Origin of the sequence: Paenibacillus sp. FSL W8-0426, assembly GCF_037969725.1 — a bacterium.
In the GTDB taxonomy this organism is placed as follows: Bacteria; Bacillota; Bacilli; order Paenibacillales; family Paenibacillaceae; genus Paenibacillus; species Paenibacillus hubeiensis.
In genome coordinates, this window is sequence record NZ_CP150203.1 from 6575090 (window position 1) to 6594191 (window position 19102).

The 19102-nt window shown below is 54.3% G+C and carries 18 protein-coding genes; 5 read left to right on the forward strand and 13 right to left on the reverse strand.

Going from position 1 to position 19102, the window contains the following annotated elements:
* Nucleotides 1-38: 38 nt before the first annotated feature.
* Both MKY59_RS29710 and MKY59_RS29715 read right to left on the reverse strand, forming a co-directional pair.
* Nucleotides 39-1037 carry a glycosyltransferase gene (locus MKY59_RS29710; RefSeq protein WP_339275168.1) on the reverse strand — a complete coding sequence of 333 codons (999 nt, stop codon included), beginning with the start codon at nucleotides 1035-1037 and terminating at the stop codon, nucleotides 39-41.
* A gap of 12 nt (nucleotides 1038-1049) precedes the next feature.
* Nucleotides 1050-2069, reverse strand: a complete 1020-nt coding sequence (locus MKY59_RS29715) for a phosphotransferase (RefSeq protein ID WP_339275169.1) — start codon at nucleotides 2067-2069, stop codon at nucleotides 1050-1052.
* 138 nt (nucleotides 2070-2207) lie between these two features.
* Here MKY59_RS29715 and MKY59_RS29720 point away from each other — a divergent pair, with 138 nt between their 5' ends.
* Together MKY59_RS29720 and MKY59_RS29725 are read left to right on the forward strand one after the other, a co-directional pair.
* Nucleotides 2208-2801 carry a TetR/AcrR family transcriptional regulator gene (locus MKY59_RS29720; RefSeq protein ID WP_339275171.1) on the forward strand — a complete coding sequence of 198 codons (594 nt, stop codon included), beginning with the start codon at nucleotides 2208-2210 and terminating at the stop codon, nucleotides 2799-2801.
* Nucleotides 2802-2892: 91 nt separating this feature from the next.
* Nucleotides 2893-3471 (forward strand): NAD(P)H-dependent oxidoreductase, encoded by a 579-nt coding sequence (locus MKY59_RS29725; protein ID WP_339275172.1) that lies wholly within the window; start codon nucleotides 2893-2895, stop codon nucleotides 3469-3471.
* 121 nt (nucleotides 3472-3592) lie between these two features.
* On the opposite strand, the gene MKY59_RS29730 is transcribed toward MKY59_RS29725, so the two are convergent.
* The 6 genes from MKY59_RS29730 to MKY59_RS29755 form a co-directional block, all read right to left on the reverse strand.
* Complete coding sequence (locus tag MKY59_RS29730; protein ID WP_339275173.1) at nucleotides 3593-4552, reverse strand: alpha/beta fold hydrolase; 960 nt, start codon at nucleotides 4550-4552, stop codon at nucleotides 3593-3595.
* 82 nt (nucleotides 4553-4634) lie between these two features.
* Complete coding sequence (locus tag MKY59_RS29735) at nucleotides 4635-5672, reverse strand: glycoside hydrolase family 130 protein (RefSeq protein WP_339275174.1); 1038 nt, start codon at nucleotides 5670-5672, stop codon at nucleotides 4635-4637.
* A gap of 41 nt (nucleotides 5673-5713) precedes the next feature.
* Nucleotides 5714-6547, reverse strand: a complete 834-nt coding sequence (locus MKY59_RS29740; RefSeq protein WP_339275176.1) for a carbohydrate ABC transporter permease — start codon at nucleotides 6545-6547, stop codon at nucleotides 5714-5716.
* A 2-nt stretch (nucleotides 6548-6549) separates the two neighbouring features.
* Entirely contained in the window at nucleotides 6550-7437 is an 888-nt protein-coding gene (locus MKY59_RS29745) for a sugar ABC transporter permease (RefSeq protein WP_339275177.1), read from the reverse strand.
* Entirely contained in the window at nucleotides 7434-7607 is a 174-nt protein-coding gene (locus tag MKY59_RS29750; RefSeq protein WP_236413347.1) for a hypothetical protein, read from the reverse strand. Before MKY59_RS29750 ends, MKY59_RS29745 begins: the two co-directional genes overlap by 4 nt.
* A 41-nt stretch (nucleotides 7608-7648) precedes the next feature.
* Entirely contained in the window at nucleotides 7649-8959 is a 1311-nt protein-coding gene (locus MKY59_RS29755) for an ABC transporter substrate-binding protein (protein ID WP_236413348.1), read from the reverse strand.
* A 239-nt stretch (nucleotides 8960-9198) separates the two neighbouring features.
* Between MKY59_RS29755 and MKY59_RS29760 the strand changes: the two genes are divergently transcribed.
* From MKY59_RS29760 to MKY59_RS29770, 3 genes are all read left to right on the forward strand, one after another.
* Nucleotides 9199-10380, forward strand: a complete 1182-nt coding sequence (locus MKY59_RS29760; protein ID WP_236413349.1) for an AGE family epimerase/isomerase — start codon at nucleotides 9199-9201, stop codon at nucleotides 10378-10380.
* Nucleotides 10381-10382: 2 nt separating this feature from the next.
* Nucleotides 10383-11567, forward strand: a complete 1185-nt coding sequence (locus MKY59_RS29765) for a glycosidase (protein ID WP_236413350.1) — start codon at nucleotides 10383-10385, stop codon at nucleotides 11565-11567.
* 205 nt (nucleotides 11568-11772) lie between these two features.
* The gene (locus MKY59_RS29770; protein ID WP_236413351.1) at nucleotides 11773-12783 is read left to right on the forward strand and encodes a substrate-binding domain-containing protein; all 1011 of its coding nucleotides are present in this window, start codon (nucleotides 11773-11775) and stop codon (nucleotides 12781-12783) included.
* 265 nt (nucleotides 12784-13048) lie between these two features.
* On the opposite strand, the gene MKY59_RS29775 is transcribed toward MKY59_RS29770, so the two are convergent.
* The 5 genes from MKY59_RS29775 to MKY59_RS29795 form a co-directional block, all read right to left on the reverse strand.
* Nucleotides 13049-14479, reverse strand: a complete 1431-nt coding sequence (locus MKY59_RS29775) for a hypothetical protein (protein WP_339275178.1) — start codon at nucleotides 14477-14479, stop codon at nucleotides 13049-13051.
* A 558-nt stretch (nucleotides 14480-15037) separates the two neighbouring features.
* Entirely contained in the window at nucleotides 15038-15553 is a 516-nt protein-coding gene (locus MKY59_RS29780; RefSeq protein ID WP_236413354.1) for a DUF2179 domain-containing protein, read from the reverse strand.
* Between the two features lie 208 nt (nucleotides 15554-15761).
* Entirely contained in the window at nucleotides 15762-17444 is a 1683-nt protein-coding gene (locus tag MKY59_RS29785) for a hypothetical protein (RefSeq protein WP_339275180.1), read from the reverse strand.
* Nucleotides 17445-18230 carry an ABC transporter ATP-binding protein gene (locus MKY59_RS29790; RefSeq protein ID WP_236413356.1) on the reverse strand — a complete coding sequence of 262 codons (786 nt, stop codon included), beginning with the start codon at nucleotides 18228-18230 and terminating at the stop codon, nucleotides 17445-17447.
* Nucleotides 18231-18466: 236 nt separating this feature from the next.
* Nucleotides 18467-19078 carry a PepSY domain-containing protein gene (locus tag MKY59_RS29795; RefSeq protein WP_236413357.1) on the reverse strand — a complete coding sequence of 204 codons (612 nt, stop codon included), beginning with the start codon at nucleotides 19076-19078 and terminating at the stop codon, nucleotides 18467-18469.
* Nucleotides 19079-19102: the final 24 nt, after the last annotated feature.

Genomic DNA, 19102 nt, shown 5'->3' on the forward strand with positions numbered 1-19102 from the left:
CGATCCTGCCTTAAACCGGTACCGCAGGGCCCGCTTGGCTAGTTCAGCCATTGCGAGAAAAACGCCTGATACCCCTCTTTCATGATCGTGCGCGAGAACGCGCCGAAGGCATACTCCCGGTTATCCTCCGATACCTTGCGCGGCGAGGCTGCCGCCATATTGACCAGCTCGAACCAATTGGCTTCGTTGCCTGCAAAGGCATGCGGGCCGCGAATGTGGCCGTAGCAGGCGTGCTCCGGTTTCACAACCAGCTTGCCCATGGCCATCGCTTCGGTCAGCGGCATCGCGAACGTATCGAAGGTCGAGCAGCTCCAATATACCTTGGCCGTGTTCATCAGGGTGAACACCTCGGCCTGCGTCAACGCAAACTTCAGCTTCACGTTGAGCGGAATGTCATACTTTTTCATGCTCTCCTCATAACGGCGGCCGCCGAATACCATGTATACGTCCTTGTCCGGGTTCTGCCGGGCATAGTCCAATACGAGGTCGGGACGCCGGTTGGCCTCGTCGCGGCCGATCCAGAGCACCCGGTTATGGACGACCTGATCCGGGTCGTAATGCCGGCGTGCAAGCTCTTCGTCGAAGCCGATCGGAATGACGTTGACGTCATGTACGCCGAATTGGCGATCCAGCTCTCTTTTTAGAAAATCGGTCTGCACAATCGCCTTGTCCACCATCGTGTAAAATGGTTTCATCATTTCGTATCCGGTCAGCGCCGGGTCGGGGAAACTGTGCGGGAACAGCACGCTTTTGGGCAAAAACATGTTCAGGAAGGTAAAACCGGACACGGTATAAATGACATGCTCGATATGTTGACTGTAAATTTGGTCGAGCACGACGTCATAGTTCACCAAGTCGCCCTTCTCATGCTCATAGCCCGGAAGCCAGTCGTATCCGCTCACATGCCGCTCCGGCGAAATGAAGACGATCTCCACGCCCAGCTCCTGTCCGATCTGTTTCAGCCGCTCTGCAAACACGCGCGGTCCCTGTGCCTCCGCGAATTGGATTTTACGCATGATCAGTCCTACTTTATGCATACCTCATCCCCCTCATTCTATTCCGCGTTCCGGACGTTCATGCGGGCCCGTAGTTTGGCCAAATAACGCTGACGCACATTGGTTCAACGCTGCCGCCGTCTCCCGCCATTGATTCCGCAGCTGGTCCTCCGGCCAAACGCAGTGCTCCCGCCGCAAATCGCCTTCGATCAGCCTTAACATCCAAATGGAAAATACGAAGGCATACGCATGATACCACTGTACGAAAGAAGACCGCTTCACCCGCTCTGCCCGCTCGCCATGCCGCTCACGTCCATCCAGATACGCTTCCAGCACACGCTCCCGCAGTTCGGGCGACACCCTGCGCGGAAAAAGCGGATGCGACAAGTCGATCAGATGGTAGACATCCCATAACGGGTTGTTCAAATGGGCATGCTCCCAGTCGATGATGACGGTCCGCCCCTCTGAGGTAGCAATGTTACCTGGATGAAGGTCGCCATGGCAAAGGACGGGCAGCAGAGCGGCCGATGACAAACGAATCCAGACCGGGATGCGTTTCCATTGATCCACAGTCAGGTGAATGCCCAGATTCGCCAGCATCTCGTTAACCGTTTGCCCTTGCTCCAACAACTCGTCCAGCATGCGATCCATTGGAGGCTTATGTCCATGGCGCGGAAGCCCGGCCCACTGCGCTGCAGGCAGCGAATGCCATCGGGCTATCTGCGCCGCAGCCGCAATCATTGTCTCCTCGCTGGAGTCATGCACCAGCCTGCCCAAGTCTTCATAGACGATCCAGCTTCGTTCAGGTGCGGTACCGGGCGAAGATGCCGCGATCAAGCGCGGGTAGATCGGCGGCAACGCGGGCAGCACATGTTCGGCCACCCACTGCTCTTTCCCATATTGGTCAGGATGGGTCAACGGTTTGAAAATATAACTGCATCCATCCGCACCGATGAACCGTTCGACGCATCGTCCGTTCCATCCCTGGTACAGCGTTTCCCGGCCCTTGACATGCCGCTCGTCCAGCTCCCCTTCGGTTGTAACCCATTGCTTCACTCGCAAATGTTCGTTCATCCGACACACCTTCCGTTCATATTCCGATCTGTCCTGCCATAGTTGTAATCATCATACTTTGAGCGCCTACCTGTCTGCAAGAATAAGCCAACCATCTTAACCCTTGCATTTTGGTTAGCGATCACTTACTATACAACCATGACAAACAAACCTCATGCTGACAGCAAAAAGAAAGATATTCTGAGAGCGGCCATGCGGCTCTTTGCGACCAAAGGCGTTGACGGCATTTCCGTCAAAGAGATCGGAGACGCTGCCGGGGTGACCGACGCGGCGATCTATAAACATTTCAAAAACAAGGATGCCGTCGCGCTCGAAGCGTTCACTCAATATTGCGCTGAATATACCGCCTTGATTGACGGATATGTCCGGCAGGAAGGGCCGGTTATGATGCGTTTCACCCAACTCATCACCGACGTGCTGCGTCTTCACGATGAAGACCCTTACGGGTTGCTGCTGATATCCCAGAACCACGAAATCTTTGCCGACATGGGCAGCAGCGACGATTATCGCCAGCCGCTCGACGCGCTCGCCGATTTGATCGAAGCAGGCGTGCAGACCGGCGAGTTGCCGGAGCAGAACGCAAGGTTCACCGCCGTGCTCTTGATCGGTGCCGTAACCAGCATGGCTACGGCCAGCATGCAAGGCGAGCTGCCCCAGCAGCTTGCCCCATACGCAGCTGAAGCGGCGCAGCGATTGGGAGCCCTGCTGACGGCCCAACCGAATTTCGGATGATAACCAAAAGAACAGGTCATTCATGGCCTTTTCTTATGCCTATAAGGTTAGTAAACATTAACTAAAATAATGGAACGGGAAGTGTTTGCCCATGAAAAACGTATTGATCATCGAGTCCAACCCGGTCACGAACAGTTTTAACGGCACGCTGGCGGAAGCCTATCGCAAAGGCGCCTTGGCAGCCGGGGCCGACGTGCGCGTCATTCATCTCAACGAAATGCGGTTTGACCCCAACCTTTCGGGAGGATACCGTGACAAAATGCCGCTTGAACCCGATCTCCTGGAAGCGCAGGAGCTCATCAAGTGGGCAGAACACATCGTGTTTGTCTATCCGATCTGGTGGGGAGGTCCACCCGCGCTGCTGAAAGGGTTTCTGGACCGGATATTGCAGCCGGGATTCGGCTTCAAATATAAAAAGGGGAGCCCCTTGCCCGAACAGCTGCTTAAAGGCCGCACGGCCCGCCTGATTACAACGATGGACGGACCGCACTGGTATTTCAAGTTCATCCAAGGCCAGCCGGGCCACAACATGATGAAAAACTCCATTCTCCGCTTCTGCGGCATCAAACCGATCGGCATCACCGCGGTGGGCCAAGTGGGCAAGCTCTCGGCGGAGCGCCGACAGTCCTGGGCCGGGAAAATAGAACGGCTCGGGCAGCGGCTGAAGTAGCCTCTCCGGCTCCGCCGCCGCTTTTTTATTTTTTCATCATCAGACGGACGGCACTCGCCCCATGCAAAAAATGCGGCCCCGTAAGGCCGCATTTCTCATTTTCTTTGGCATGCGCTATCTTCTATAACTGAAGGAAAGCTTTCAGCGTCCGGTCGGATAGTCCAGGCAAGTATTCGTGCCCGTATTCGGGATACACCAGCAGCTCTTTCTCCGCAGCTATGCGGTTGTATGCCGCAAACTGGGTGGATGGCGGACAGACCGGATCGGCCAGCCCCGTGACGAACAGCACCTTTGCGCGAATACGGTCTGCCAGATTGGATATGTCGATGTACCCCAGCCTGCGAAACACCCCTTCCTCCCGCAGATGGTTCGGGTCGAACCAGCGGAAATAGTAGACGAGCTCCTCATAGGCTGATGTGGTTGCCCCCAGCTCCCAGGCGCGCTTGTAGTCGGAGAGAAAGGGATAGACGGACACCGCCAGCTTCACGCGCGGTTCCAGTGCGGCACAGGCCGCGGCCAGCGCCCCTCCCTGCGAGCATCCGTATACGCCCACGCGGTCTTCATCCACGCCAGGCATCGCCATCAGAATGCGCACCGTCTGTACGGTATCGAGGAAAACCTGGCGGTAGTACAGCTTATCCGGGTCCGGATCGTCCAGGCCGCGAATAATCTGCCCGCGAATGGTCGTCCCCTTCACGGGCTGGTTATCCTCCGACAGGCCGCCCTGCCCCCGGCAATCCAGCGCCAGCACCGTCATGCCGTGGGCCGCATACGCGACCTTGTCGAACCAGTCGCCGCTGTCGCACGAGTATCCGTGAAACATCGCCATCGCCGGCCCTTGGTCAGCGGACGATCGGATCGGACGTGCCAGCTTGGCATGTACCCTTGCACCTCCCACCCCTGTAAAGTATAGGTGGAAGCATTCGGCCACCGGCGATTGGAATGATGCCGGCACCAGTTCATAGTCCAGCGGCTGTCGTTCCAGCTCCGCAAGCGCCCGCTCCCAATAGGCGTCGAAGTCCTCCGGCTTCGGACTGCTTCCGCTGTAGGCTTTTAGTTGTTCCAAAGGCATATCGCCCATGCTGCTCACCCCTTCATGGTCAATCATCCCTGCCCGTCTGGAACGGGAGCAAGAATCTCTCCCCCCGCATCCGTTCGGGAAATTACAGGCGTCCTTCCTCCGTATCCCCGGGAATCACTTCGTTGGTTTCAATCACGTAGTTCACGATCTCGCCGACCGTTGTATACGCAACGCCGACATACGTATCTGCAGCACCATAATAGATCGCGATCCTGCCGGACTCCGCATCATGCAGCGTGGCGCACGGGAATACCACATTGTCCACAAAACCCTGCTCCTCATACCATTGCTCCGGGGTCAGCACAAAGTTGGCGGAACGGTACTTCACCTTCGACGGCTCATCCAGATCCAGGATGACGGCACCCATGCTGTACACGAAGCCGTTGCATGTGCCGGTAACGCCGTGGTAGAACATCAGCCAGCCCTCCGACGTTTCGATCGGAGCAGGACCGCCCCCGATTTTGACCGATTGCCACCAGCCTTGGCCCCCCTTGCTCATCACATGGCGATGTTTGCCCCAATACACCAAATCCGGACTTTCACTGAGGAAAATGTCACCAAACGGCGTGTGCCCGCTATCGCTGGGCCTGGACAGCATGACATAGTTATCGTTGATTTTGCGCGGGAACAGCACGCCGTTGCGATTGAACGGCAGCATCGGATTTTCGAGCCGCACAAACGTCTTGAAATCGTCCGTCCGGGCCAGTCCGAGAGCAGCGCCATAAAAGTCGGTGCACCAAATGATGTAGTAGGCGTCCTCAACCTTCACCAGCCGCGGGTCGTACGCATAGTTTGGCATGAAGGGCTCGCCTTTTTCGTCCACGAAGGCGATCCGTTCCTCCTCGATCGTCCAGCTCAACCCGTCTTCGCTTCTTCCCAGATGCAGGTGCGGACGGCCGTTGATCGTTTCGGCGCGGAACACGCCGATGAATTTGCCCTCGTATGGCACCACCGCGCTGTTGAAGACGCGGGCTACTCCCTTGGCCGGATTGCGCGGAATAACCGGGTTGGCGGAATGACGCCACACCGGACCCTCGAAGCCCTCCGGTTTATCCTCCCACGGCATGTTGGACAAGGCCTCGCCGACGATGCGAATTTCTTTCTTTTCGATGACAGTCATCGTATTGATCTCCCTTCATGTGAAATGATTTATCGATCCGACTATTTGACCGAACCTTGCGTGAAGCCGTTATAGATGTATTTCTGCAGCAGCAGGAAAATAATCACGGTAGGAATGATAGCGATCATGATGCCTGCGCTGATGACCTCCCATTGGGAGCCGAAAGGGCCCTTGAACTTGAAGAGAGCGGTCGAGATGACCTGCAAATCGGTTTTGGGCATGTACAGGAACGGCGTGTAGAAATCGTTATAGATGTTGACCCCTTTGACGATAATGACGGTCACGATGGCCGGCTTGAGCAGCGGCAAAATGATTCTCCAGTAAATGGTGAAGTAGGACGCCCCGTCCAGCATGGCCGACTCGTCCAGCGCCGTGGAGATCGAACCCAGAAATTGCAGGAAAATATATACGGCAATAATGTCGGTGCCCAGATACATGACGATGGCCGCCCAGCGCGTATTGAACAGCTCCAGCGCATTGATAATCTGGAAGGTGGCGACTTGCGTCGTTACGCTCGGAATGAGCGTCGCCAGCAGAAAGGCGGTCAGCATCACCTTTTTGCCCCGAAAGTTAAAACGGTCCAGAATGTAGGCGATCATGGAACCGGTGAGCGTTGCTCCAATGATGGAGATGACCAGAATGATCAGCGTGTTTTTGAAACCTGTAAGCATGTTGCCGTCCACGAACGCCTTCGTGTAATTGGCGAAGTTAAGCCAGTTCTCCGGCGGGGCCAGCGGGCTGCTCGTTGCGTATTCTCCGTTGGTTTTGAAGGAAGCGAACAGCACGACCACAATCGGGATCAAAGCGACCAATGCGGCGATGATGAGCGAGGCATACTTGAAAATGCCCGCGAGCGTATATTTGGCTTGTTGCATGTTCAGTCCTCCCCTTTAATGGCGATGCGCTGGATCATCGTTACTACGATGACGATCAGCAGCAGCACGACCGCCATAGCCGAAGCCAGCCCCAGCTTGCCGTATTTGAAGGCCAAATGTACCGTCTGGATCACAAACGTCATGCTTCCGTTGGAGCCGTCGGTCATGATATATGGAATATCGAACGCGCTAATGGCGCCGCTGATGGCCAAAATCAGATTAAGCTGCAAAATCTTGACGATGCTCGGCAGGATGATATGCCGGAACTGCTGCCAGCGATTGGCTCCGTCAATATCAGCCGCTTCGTACACATCTTTTTGAATGGAGGAGATCGCTCCAAGGAAAATAATGAAGTTGAAGCCCATATATCTCCACACCGACGCACTCGCCAGCGAAACGTTGATGATGTTCGGATTTCCGAGCCACAGCTGCGTATATTGACCGAGGCCAAGTGCGTTCAGCAATGTATCCAGCGTGCCGTCCGGCTTGAAGAAAAACAGGAAGATGAATCCGATCGCCACCCCGTTCAGCAGGTACGGGAAAAAGAGCACGCCCTTGAACAAATTTTTGCCTCGCAAATTGAAGCTCAGAATGGTGGCAAAATATAGAGCCAGCCCCATCTGCACAAACGTAGCCACGAAATAATAGGCACTGACGATGAATACTTTGAAATACTCCGGATCACTGAAGATGCGTGCGTAATTTTCGAAGCCGACATAGTCCATGCGCTTGCTGTATCCGTTCCAATCGGTGAAGCTGTACTTGAACATGTTGAACACGGGCAAGTAGGCGAAGGTAAACAAAAGTGCCAACGGCACGATGGAAAAAAGGATAATAATCAGTTTGCGTTGAGCCGAATAGCCCCAATCGGAAACCTTCAAGTATTTCATGCTCTCCACACCTCCCAGCGGATATCTCCGCTATTTGCAAAAACGTCGATTGAACGGCGTTCGGGAACATGCCGCCCGCCGCACGACTCCTGATCCAGACTGAAACGGCTTGCGATCCGGGTGTACGCTACCCGGCAAACGGAACCCGGCAGGCCCCGTTTCCCAGACAACTCCTTTTCTCTCTCACCGGATCGCAACGCCGACGGATGATTTACTTTGCGACTTCGGCACGCGCTTTGACCCACTTGTCGTTCAGGTCTTTCATGATGTCGTCATAGGTTTCGCTGCGATTGCCGATGGCGGCTTCGATGATGCGTTTCTTGAAGTCCGGCTGCCAAAGGCCGATTTCGCCTTCGTTGTCGATTTTGTCGATCAATCCTTCCTGCCCTTCCTTCGCCGGCGTCAACGTCGAAAATTTCACGTCGCTGTATTGCTTCAGGATCGGAGGCAGTTCCGCGCTCTTGTCGGCGCTCATGCCGCCGCCCTGCTCGACGGCATAATTGGATTTGGCCAGGAACCAGTCGATCCATGCCTTGGCGGCCGGTTTGTTCTCGCTGTTCACGTTCATGCCGATGTTGTAGTCCGCGGAGAGCGGCACGATGACCTCGCTTGCATTGGTCGGGAACGGCAGAAATCCGATGTCGTCCGGTTTGTCGGTAAGATCCTGAATCTGCGTGATGGCCCAAGAGCCAAGCGCCATCGTCGCGATTTTCCCATTCGCCAGATCCGCCTTGGAGCTCTCCCAATCGGTTGTTGTCGGATCTTTCTCGATCAGACCGTTCTTGGCGGCATCATACAGCACCTTGTACAGCTCGTAATGCGGCTGACCTGGCACGAAGTTATCATCGGTGTTCGGCTGTTCTACATTCACGTAATCGATGCTGCCGGCCACGGTAGGCAAATCCGATTCCCATTGGGTCAATGCCCAGCCTGATGCATAGTTCGTATAGAGCGGGATCGCATCGGTGTTATTTTTGATGACTTGCAGAGCGGCCTGAAATTGCTCCGGCGTTTTCGGCAATTCGGCAATGCCCGCATCCTTGAAGACCTGTTTGTTATAAATGATGCCGGAGAACGTAATCACCGTCGGAATGCCGTACACCTTGCCGTCCACCATGCGTTCTTCGATGGCGGTGTATTTGTCCTTCAGCTCGTCGTACGTGCCAAGCGGCTCGAAGAAATCAGGAATATCCGCAATCGGCACACTGGTCGGAATCATGAGCACATCACCGTAATCCTTCGTGCTCATGCGGATCTTCACCTGACCCTCATAATCGGCCAATGCCTGAAAGTTGACCTTTACATCCGGATACTCCTTGTTGAATTCTGCGGCGTACTCCTTGAATACGGTGTCCACGATATCCGTCCGCTGCGTCAATACCGTAATTTCGCCTTTGATGTCGGCCGGGTCCGTGCTGATTTCTTCGCCTGCCGAAGTCCCGCCTCCCGACGAACATGCTGCAAGCAATGAAGTAATGAGCAGCATGGTGAGCAGCAGCATCCAACCTTTTGGTTTCTTCATGAAGCTTCGACCCCTTTCGAGTTATAAATTAAGTTATCGTTTAGGTTACAAAATGAATTCTATATTGGTAACGCTTACGTGTCAATACAGAGAAACATTGCTTCTTTTCGATGGAATACATAACGGCTCATTGACATCCAACCTTCTCCCCCATAATATAATAAACTAAGGTTACCGATTACTTTATTTTATGTTTTAATTAAAATACGTTCATACCAAATCTGAAGGAGCGCTCATTCATGATCGAGGCAGCACAACTCAAACACGAAATCAAAGCGCACTGGGAAGAGAAAATTTTGCCTTTCTGGTCCGCCCTTAAGGATGACAAGCACGGCGGATACTACGGCTGGGTCGACAACGGCCTGCGCGTGAATCAGGATGCCCCCAAAGGCGGGATTGCAACCGCGCGCCAGCTATGGTCCTTTGCAGCCGCATATCGCGTGACGGGCGAAGCGAAATGGCGCGAGCATGCGGAGCACGCCTACCGATTTCTCGTCAATCATCTGCTCGATGCCGAGCACGGCGGGCTGTACTGGATGGTAGAGGCCGACGGAAAAGCCCTCGACACCAGCAAACATGTATATGCGCAAGCATTCGGGGTTTACTCGCTCAGCGAGTATTACCGAGCGACAGCAGACACCTCGGCGCTGGGGTTGGCTCGGGCCCTGTTCGACCTGATCGAGGACAAAGGTCTGAACAAGGAGCTGCCTGCCTACAAGGAGCAGTTCGACCGTCACTGGAACGAACAGCCCAATGAAATGTTAAGCGAAAACGGGGTCATCGCGGACTATACGATGAATACGCACATACATGTGCTGGAGGCGTACACCACCCTGTACCGCGTCTGGCCGGATGCCAGGGTGAAGGCTGCACTGGAGCGTTTGCTCGCCATTTTGCATGAACATGTGTACAACCCGGACACCGCATTTCTGGGGGTGTTTTTTGATAAACAGTGGAATTCCATCATTGACCTGCAATCCTACGGACATGACATCGAGGCGAGCTGGCTGATCGACGATACCCTTCGTGTGCTTGGACTGGATCAGCATCCCCAATATTCTTCGATGGTGAAGGATATTGCCTACAACATTGCCGCCGAAGCGATCCAGCCGGACGGTTCGCTCGCCAACGAGCGGGAAGACGGCCGCGTGGACGACACGAGAATCTGGTGGGTTCAGGCCGAAGCGATGGTCGGTTTCTACAATGCATATCAGCGCACTGGGGATACTTCGTTTCTGGAGAAGGTAAGCGGATTGTGGAAATACACGAAGGAGCATATCGTCGATTCGCGTCCGGGCGGGGAATGGTTCTGGTCGGTCGCCGCGGACGGCACGCCAAGCCTTCACGAAATGGCCGGGCCATGGAAATGCCCTTACCATAACAGCCGATTTTGCATCGAACTAATCGAGAGGATGGGATAACGATGATACACCCGAAATATTATGACATGCTCGAACAACAAGAACTGCTGCTGAACCGTCCGAATGAGAAATGCGATTCTTTCTACAACGGCATATACGATCGATACCGCTATCCTGTCGTTACGCGCCATCACGTACCGCTGCACTGGAGATTCGATCTGAATGAGCAGACCAATCCGCATTTCATGGAACGGCTCGGCATCAATGCCACTTTGAATCCGGGCGCGATCTATCACGAGGGAAAATATATCTTGGTGGTACGAACCGAAGGATTGGACCGGAAATCCATCTTTGCGCTTGCCGAAAGCGATAACGGCATCGACGGATTCCGTTTCACGGGTGCCCCGCTGGTCTGGAACGACATTGATGCGGACGAAACCAATCAGTACGACATGCGGCTCGTCAAGCATGAAGACGGCTGGATCTACGGCATTTACTGTTCGGAGCGCAAGGACCCTGACGTGCCCGCATCGGACACGTCCAGCGCCGTAGCCCAGGCAGGGCTTGTACGGACGCGGGATCTCGCCACATGGGAGCGCCTGCCGAACATTCAAACGAAATCGCCGCAGCAGCGCAACGTGGTGCTGCACCCGGAATTCGTGGACGGCAAATACGCGTTCTATACCCGACCGCAGGACGGATTCATCTCTACAGGCACCGGCGGCGGTATCGCATTCGGATTGTGCGATGACATCCTTAATCCGAAGATCGACGAAGAGCGCGTCATGGACGAACGCCGCTACCACACGGTTTATGAGGTGAAAAACGGTCAAGGGCCCGCTCCGCTCAAAACCGACCGCGGTTGGATCCATATCGCTCACGGGGTGCGCAATACGGCCGCAGGCCTGCGTTACGTGCTGTACACGTTCGCGACGGCCCTGGAGGACCCGGCGCGAGTGATCGCCAAACCCGGCGGGCATTTCATCGCACCTTATGACGATGAGCGCGTAGGCGACGTATCCAACGTCATCTTCTGCAACGGCGCCGTAGTCAACGAGAAGGACGAGGTATTCATTTATTACGCATCCAGCGATACCCGCTGCCATGTGGCCACGACGACGTTGGATAAGCTGGTCGATTACACCTTCAATACGCCAGCCGATCCATATCGCTCCCTGGATTGCGCCATTCAGCGCGGCGAGCTTATCGCGCAGAACGAAAAACTGCTGCAGCTCCAAACAACCTGAAGCGCATCCGAAGAGACCGATCCTTCCGCTGGCCAGGAACGGCCTTCTTTACCCTCGAATTTCTTTATTCCGCGCGAGTAACGATGTATACTGATATGGATTGTTACTATGCATAACGAAATGAAGAAAACCGGTAATTGGAGGACTGCACACTGGACCTATACCGGCTTGAAGGGGGCGACCAAAGCTGAAGAACAACATCACCATGCGGGATATCGCCGACAGGCTCGGGGTCAGCAGTGTGACCGTCTCGAAAGCACTTAACGATAAGGAAGGCGTCAGCGACGAGTTGAAGGAGAAGATCAAGGCGCTGGCCGTGGAAATGGGCTACCGCTTCAACGCTGCCGCAAGGTCGATGAAGGAAGGCCTGACGCACAACATCGGCGTCATTATTCCCGAGCGCTTCACCGGGCCCGACCAATCGTTCTATGTTCGTGTCTTCCAACGGATTACGAAGCATCTGGAGGATCAGGGCTACTACGGCATCCTCCATATTTTGAACGAACACGACGAAAAAGCATTGACGCTGCCGCGACTGTACAGCGAGAGCAAGGTGGATGGGTTCATCGTGCTGGGTCAGATCAGCAAAGAATACATCGAACTGGTGCAGTCGATGGAAGCGCCGAAAATATTTTTGGATTTTTACGACGAACATGCGGATATCGACTCGGTGGTCACGGACAATTTCTATGCCGCATACGAGCTGACCAACTACCTCGTTCAGCAGGGCCATCGCCAAATCGCCTATGTCGGCAATCTGTATTCGACCAGCAGCATTCAGGACCGCTTCCTCGGCTATTACAAATCCTTGCTGGAGCACCGGCTTCCGCTAAACCAGGAACTGGTGCTCAACGATCGGGACGAAAGGGGAACCTTTGTCGAGATCGAACTGCCCGAGGAATTGCCTACCGCTTTTGTCTGCAACTGCGATCAGGTAGCGCACCTGCTGGTGCAGAAGCTGACCTCCATGGGGGTTCGGGTACCGGATCAATGTTCTGTGGTCGGCTTCGATAACGACATTTACGCTATGCTGTCCGATCCAAAGCTCACCACAGTGGAAGTGGATGTCGAACATATGGCGCGAACCGCCGTACAATCCATTTTGAAAAAAATCGAGCAGCCTAACCGCAGCTTCGGACGCGTGCAGGTCAAGGGGAACATTATCTACCGCGATTCCGTCAGCACGCCGCCCGCTAATGCGGAGCATCCGCTATAAGAACTGTACCGCCCACCCGTTCCTCGGGATGCCTCAATCGCGGCTGCCCAAAGCGTCAGCCTACGCAGTTTGCTCGATCGTTCAAGCCCCGAATGGGTTTGAGCGCAGGCACAGCTTTGCACGTCGGTTCGACCGAATACAAACACCCCGCGAACGCGAACGTTCCCGGGGTGTTTGGCGTTGACTTGGCAAAGCACAGCGCCGTTCAACTTCACCGTTCCTCAGCCATGTCTGGCAAACCGTTCTCTCCAGGCTCTTTTGCCGTTTAGTAGGCGACCTTCAACCAATTCTCCTTAGACCACGAAAGCTTGCCGGCACCGGCTCCGTTCGAACCGGAAAGCCGCGCGTTCAGCGTGGATGGATCGTCCACCGAATAGCTGTAAGGCAGAGACGAGAAGCCGTTCCACGAAAACGCCTTAATAGCTGCGGGGACAGGGCCAAGCGGGCTCCCCGAAGTATCGCTGTCGCCCCGGAACGAACTTCCGTCCAGCGAATAGATCGTGTCGGCAACCCGAATTTTGCCCGTATACGCTGCATCGGACGGATCGGTCTGATTGTTGCGGACCGGGTATACCACGTCCTTGATGACTGATTTTTCCACCAGCACGGCACCGCTTTCCGTCGAAATCGCTCCATTGCTGGTGACGTCGAACTTATACCCTTTGGACGAAATGGCCGAGGCCATGGCTGACGTAATTTTGCCCTTGGCCGCACGCGCTCCGCTTGCATCCATAATGATGTTGTACGCGTGCACATTGCCGCCGCGCAGGCGCGGCATGCGGTCCTGGATGTCTTTGTACAGGTTATGGTGCAGCGTCATGGACAGATTTGCGTTGGCCGCCTCAAGGCTGGTCGAGCCCACAAGATGCCCTTTTTTCTGCGAGGAAGCGACGGCGATAATGTCCGCTTTGCTCAGGCCCACGGCACTGCTGCGAAGATAGTTGTACATCGGGTAGGCGGATTTGTTTGCCTCGAGCTCGTTGATCTGCTGCGTAACCCAACTATTCGAGCTGCCGTCGTCGCCTTTGAACAGAGACCAGGAAATGGTCACGCCGCTCGTTCCTTTTTTGGAATCCACGAGACCGTCATACGCTTTGTTGAATGTACAGTGATCGATCCAGACGCCGCTGCTTTCTTCCAGCGTAATGTAATCCCAGTCGTTTTTGTCGTAATCGCCCTTGGTCGACTCGTCCCACTCCCATAATTCATCGAATTCCAGATTGCGAATGACCACATTGGAGCTGCGTTTGATCGAGAATGCTGCATGTTTGATCTTGGACCCGTTGGCCGAAAAAATAGTCAGACCGTTAAAGCCGTCGATCGTCACCTTGCTGACGCCGGTCTGCTTCAACACGGGATGGGTCAGCGCATCGTTATGTTTGGCAAACGGGGATGTCTGCGCTGCGCCCGGAATTTCGTTCCAACCCAGATGGAGATCGTTCATGATCTCGACCACCTTGACGCCAGACCCTTTCTTGAGCGCTGCCTGCAGATCATTCGCCGTATACACCTTCCGGTATTTGGCGGTATCCGATTCGCTCACGATGCCTCCGCCTGCATTGCCTTGGGAGAAGCCCGTCAGATTATAGTCGGCGTTTCCCGCCGCCTTCACATCCGACCCGCCTGCACCCAGAAGCGTGAAACCCAATGCAAGCGCCAGGGCCCCGCTGCACAACGTACGAATCTTGTTTCTCATAGAACGATGCCTCCCGATTCATAATGGAATGTGTACGTTCGCCAGCCCTTTCCCGGACCGCACGGACATGCTCCCAATGTAATTCGGGAAACCGGTTACGACAATAATCTCTGGATCACATTCATGTTTTTGAGGCGGAAAAGCGGCTGTGATCCACCTAAAGCAACCTCCCATCATTCATGTTTAACCCTGCCTTGATCCAGTCTGAAATGCCTACAGCATCAACAAGGTAAACCCCCATCCTAATTTCTACCTCATTCAACCGCCATCTTCCAATTCCAACCTTTCCAGAATTCACGCGCTTAGTCGTAACGAGCCCTTATCCTGTTAGGGATGGGGATGCAAACGCTTATGGTCTTTGCACACCTTATACATGAATTTTGGGGTTTGGGCCTCTACACGATTTATGCATCCCAGGCACGCGAATGAGGGCGAAGCAAAGCATACATGCGCCATTCTTTTGAACATAGCGCGAGTACGCTTCGCATCTCCCCCTGGAATCGTCAGATTTCCGCCAAATAAGACACCTCGGATTCGTGGTTCGTTGATTGTTGAGCTTTACCGCTTAATGGAACGCGTCCAGAATCCGCCATGGAACTGTTTCGGTTCCACCGTGATGACAAACGCCTTCGGATCGAGTGCCAAAATGGTCTGGTAGAGCAGCTTCTGGTTTTTGCGTTTAGCCAAAATCTCCATCACCAGCCGATCCCCGTCCCGGCCGCTGCCAACCCATGAGGTTACTCCGTATCCCTTATCTCTTAACGCATTCGCCAGGCTTCCGTCCATCTGGTTGCAGATCACCTTCACCGTGACGTAGCCCAATGCAATCTTCTCCTCGATCCATGCCCCCAAGAGCACGCCAAGTCCATACCCCACCGCATAGACGATCAACGCCGCAGGCTGCTTCAAATAACTGAGCACGAGATTGAGCCCCAACACGTAAATGACGATTTCGCCCATGCTGATCAGAGCTGCGATGTACTTTTGACCTTTCAGCGTCAGGATCATCCGCAGCGTATATGCCGACACGTACACGATCTGTATCGCGAAAATGAACAACAATATTTTAAACAATCGCACATCCCTCTCTTTTCCGAACCTGGCGGGCAGCATGCGAGAAAGTACAACCTCGCTCCAACTCCGATTCGTTCTCTCGCCTGCATCTTCGTTCGACGCACCTTATCTTCATCATTGGACGTAAAGCACGAATTTTAAACGGGATGGACGAAATCTGCCCGGAAGGCATGAAAGTGCCGCGATGCGCGCGGCGGATTATGGACGTTCAGCGCCAAGAGGGAGGTTCAAGCTGCCGTCCGGAAGCCATCCCGGAGCTTGGCCGATAAAGCACCGTCCACAGCACAACATTGGCTACAAGCAATATGGCGAGATAGATCCAAATGCCTGCAGGCAAAGTACGCACCCATGCGTGCAGTCCCCACAGCAGGCCAATGACAGGCAAATACGCGAGAATGATCCATCCATCACTTTGCTGCGCCATGCTGAAGGACTGGGAGAATGGAGGCTGCTTCAGCAGCAGCTTGCCGGACGGCGGAATCAGCGCCAACGCGGTGAGCAGGATGACTATGAGATCAGGGACGATTCTCCACCCGAACGTCCAGCCGAACACGACGGCGTTAAGCAGATACATGGGCAGGAACACGTTGGTGGCGAACGCCTTCAGCGCCGCGCTGTACAATACCCCGTCATGCGCCAGCGGGGCGGCACGGAAGCTCCAGAATGCCTTGTAGTTCCCCGAAAATTTGAGCATGAGCACGACGGACATAATTAGAAACAACATGATATACATCGTATAGAACATCGAACTTTGCCTTAGCTCGCCCCACGACTCCGACTGCAAATAGGTGAGCCAGAACACGTAAGGCAGCACAAAGGATAAGCCGATGGAAGGATATACTTTGAGCTTGAATTCCCGTTCGTTCCGCATCATGTTCGCTGACAAGCGGAAGCAAGCCTGTTCTTCCCTAGAGCGGCACAACAATTGCGCGATGCGCCGATCCCAACGGCCACGCTTGCGCTTCGACGTTTGCCCGGAATGGGCCATTTTCTCCAGATAAAGCTCAAAGGACGGCATAAGCTTCACGTATGCAAACATGCCGATCATCGGGACAAGAACGCCCAGCGCGGTGAAGACGTAAATCCAAGCATTCCCGCCACCGCCTAACAACCATTCAAACGCAGACGCATACCACACCGGAGGGAGAAACATCTGCCACCAGTCTGGGGTATACACCATGTCTGTGTCGATGATGGAGAACGAGCGAATGACGAGCTGATATCCTACCGCGATGCTGATGGACAATGCGATTTGAACCGTGTTAATCATGTCCCTGAGCCTTTCCCCGTCCAGGAATCGCATCATGAACAAATAGACCAGGGATGTGCTTACGAGCACAAGCGATACCATCAGAATGAGCTCCACCAGAAAGATGACAAAAAAGATGATGCCATGTTTGACAAACGCAGCAACGAGCGGAGCGGCCGTCAAGGAACCGGTCAGGAGCAGCAAATACACGCCTGCATGGATGGCTCTTGCCAAGCCCACGGTTCGGGCGTTTACCGGTTTGGTCAAAATGATGTTGCGATCCCGGATATCCAGCAGCACCGCGGAAAAATCGGAAACCATCGACGTCATGATGATGAACATCAGCATCGCCGTCACGATACTCATGGACAGGATGTAGGGGCCCATATCCCAGATCATGAAAGGCACCATAATGATGCCCATCAACGCATAGAACCACAGGGAACGAATGTACATATTGCCGTCCTTGTTTTCCTTGGCTGCCCTGGACCCCGACAAAATGGTCGGCACCCTGCGTCCATCCATCTGGAACTTCACCTGCAAAATCAGACGCAGCATGTCGTAATCGGCTCCCGTGCGTTCGACCAGGCCGCGAAATCGGTCCAAGATCTGCAGCGAGCGAAAGTCCGGTCTCTCCACCACTCAGCCCACCTCCTGTACAATGGACACGAAACGCTCCGCAATCGTCTTATGTTCATTGAAACCCGTCAGCTGGTTGAATACTTCCTCCAGACTGCCCTCCTTGGACTGCTGCTGCAGCTCTCTGAACGTGCCGTCCGCCATGACGCGGCCTTCCTGAATGAGCACGATGCGGCTGCTGATCTTCTCTACCACATCCATAATGTGCGAGGAGTAGAAGATCGTCGTACCCTTGGCCGAGAGCTGAGCCATAATCTCCTTGAATACCATGACGCTGTTGGCATCCAGCCCGCTGAGCGGTTCATCCAGAAACAGCAGATCCGGATCATGCAGCAGCGCCGAGATTAACAGCACCTTTTGCCGCATGCCTTTGGAGAAGGATGAGATGCGCGAATGATAGGATTTCTCCAGTCCAAAACAGTCCATCAGCCGCTTCGCCTTATAGTCGGCCTCCTCGTACGGAATGCCGTACAGCTCGCCGGTAAACGTCAAATATTCCGCTGGTGTCAATTGTTCATACAGATCGGCCACTTCCGGCACGTAACCGATTCTGCGTTTGTATTCCACGCTGCCATCCTCTATATCTTGGCCAAAGATGCGGACCTTGCCCGAAAACCCCTGAACCAAACCAAGCATGATTTTGACGGTGGTGCTTTTTCCCGCGCCGTTGGGACCGATATACCCGATCATTTCTCCCCGATTTACCTCAAGATCAATGCCATTCAACACGTAACGCCCGCCATATCTCATGCGCAATCCTTCCATGGAAAGCACTTGTTGTTTATTCATTCGGTATTCCTCCCCTTCCATTTGTTATCTGCAATCCCACTATTTTACCACATTTAAGTGTTCAAAAAATGATACATTGTTCGCAATTCGTTTTCCTCCGCAGTTTCTACGATCGACAATGTGCCCCATCCATGCTTTGCAGCGCCGGTAGAACAGCAAAAAGACGCTTCCCCGGAAGCGCCTCCTCTGTTCAGGCACAGCAATGCCTTTTTATAGATAAAATTATATCGTTGGATTTAATCCTCATCATCAAAGTCCTGATCGAACTTCAACACTTTGCCCGTGTCGGCGTCGACATCGACGTCTGCCTCGCCCTGATCCGTTCTCAGCTCGACTTCGTACACATAGCGGCCGTCGTCATGGTCCAGCTCCACTTTGGTCACTTTGCCGCCGCCCACTTGTTTCAACGCGATGCTCGATGCTTGGGCTGCCGTCAGCTTTACTTCTTTGGAACCCGCAGCAACCGTGCCTGTTGTGTAATCGTCGTCATTGTCGTCATCGTCGTCATTAAGCACGGCAACAATTTTCCCGGTGTATGCATCCAAACGCACAACCGCATCGTTGCCTTTCCGGTCAATTTCGACCTCATAGAACGTTTGGCCGTTTCTGCGCTCCAAGTCCACATCGTCCACTTTCCCTTCAACCGCCTTCAAGGCTGCTGCTTTGGCCTGCGCTGCCGTCAACAGCGTTTCCGTGCCCGTTTGAGTCGTCACTTGCGAAGTCGGCTTCGACGCCTGCTGCGCGGATTGTCCACCGATGCCGCTGCTTGCCGCCGCTACGGCCGTTCCGCTCAACAATACTGCCGCCGATATCGTGCCAATCCAAAGTTTACGTTTGTTCATCATCATCCATCATCTCCTCATGTCATGTTC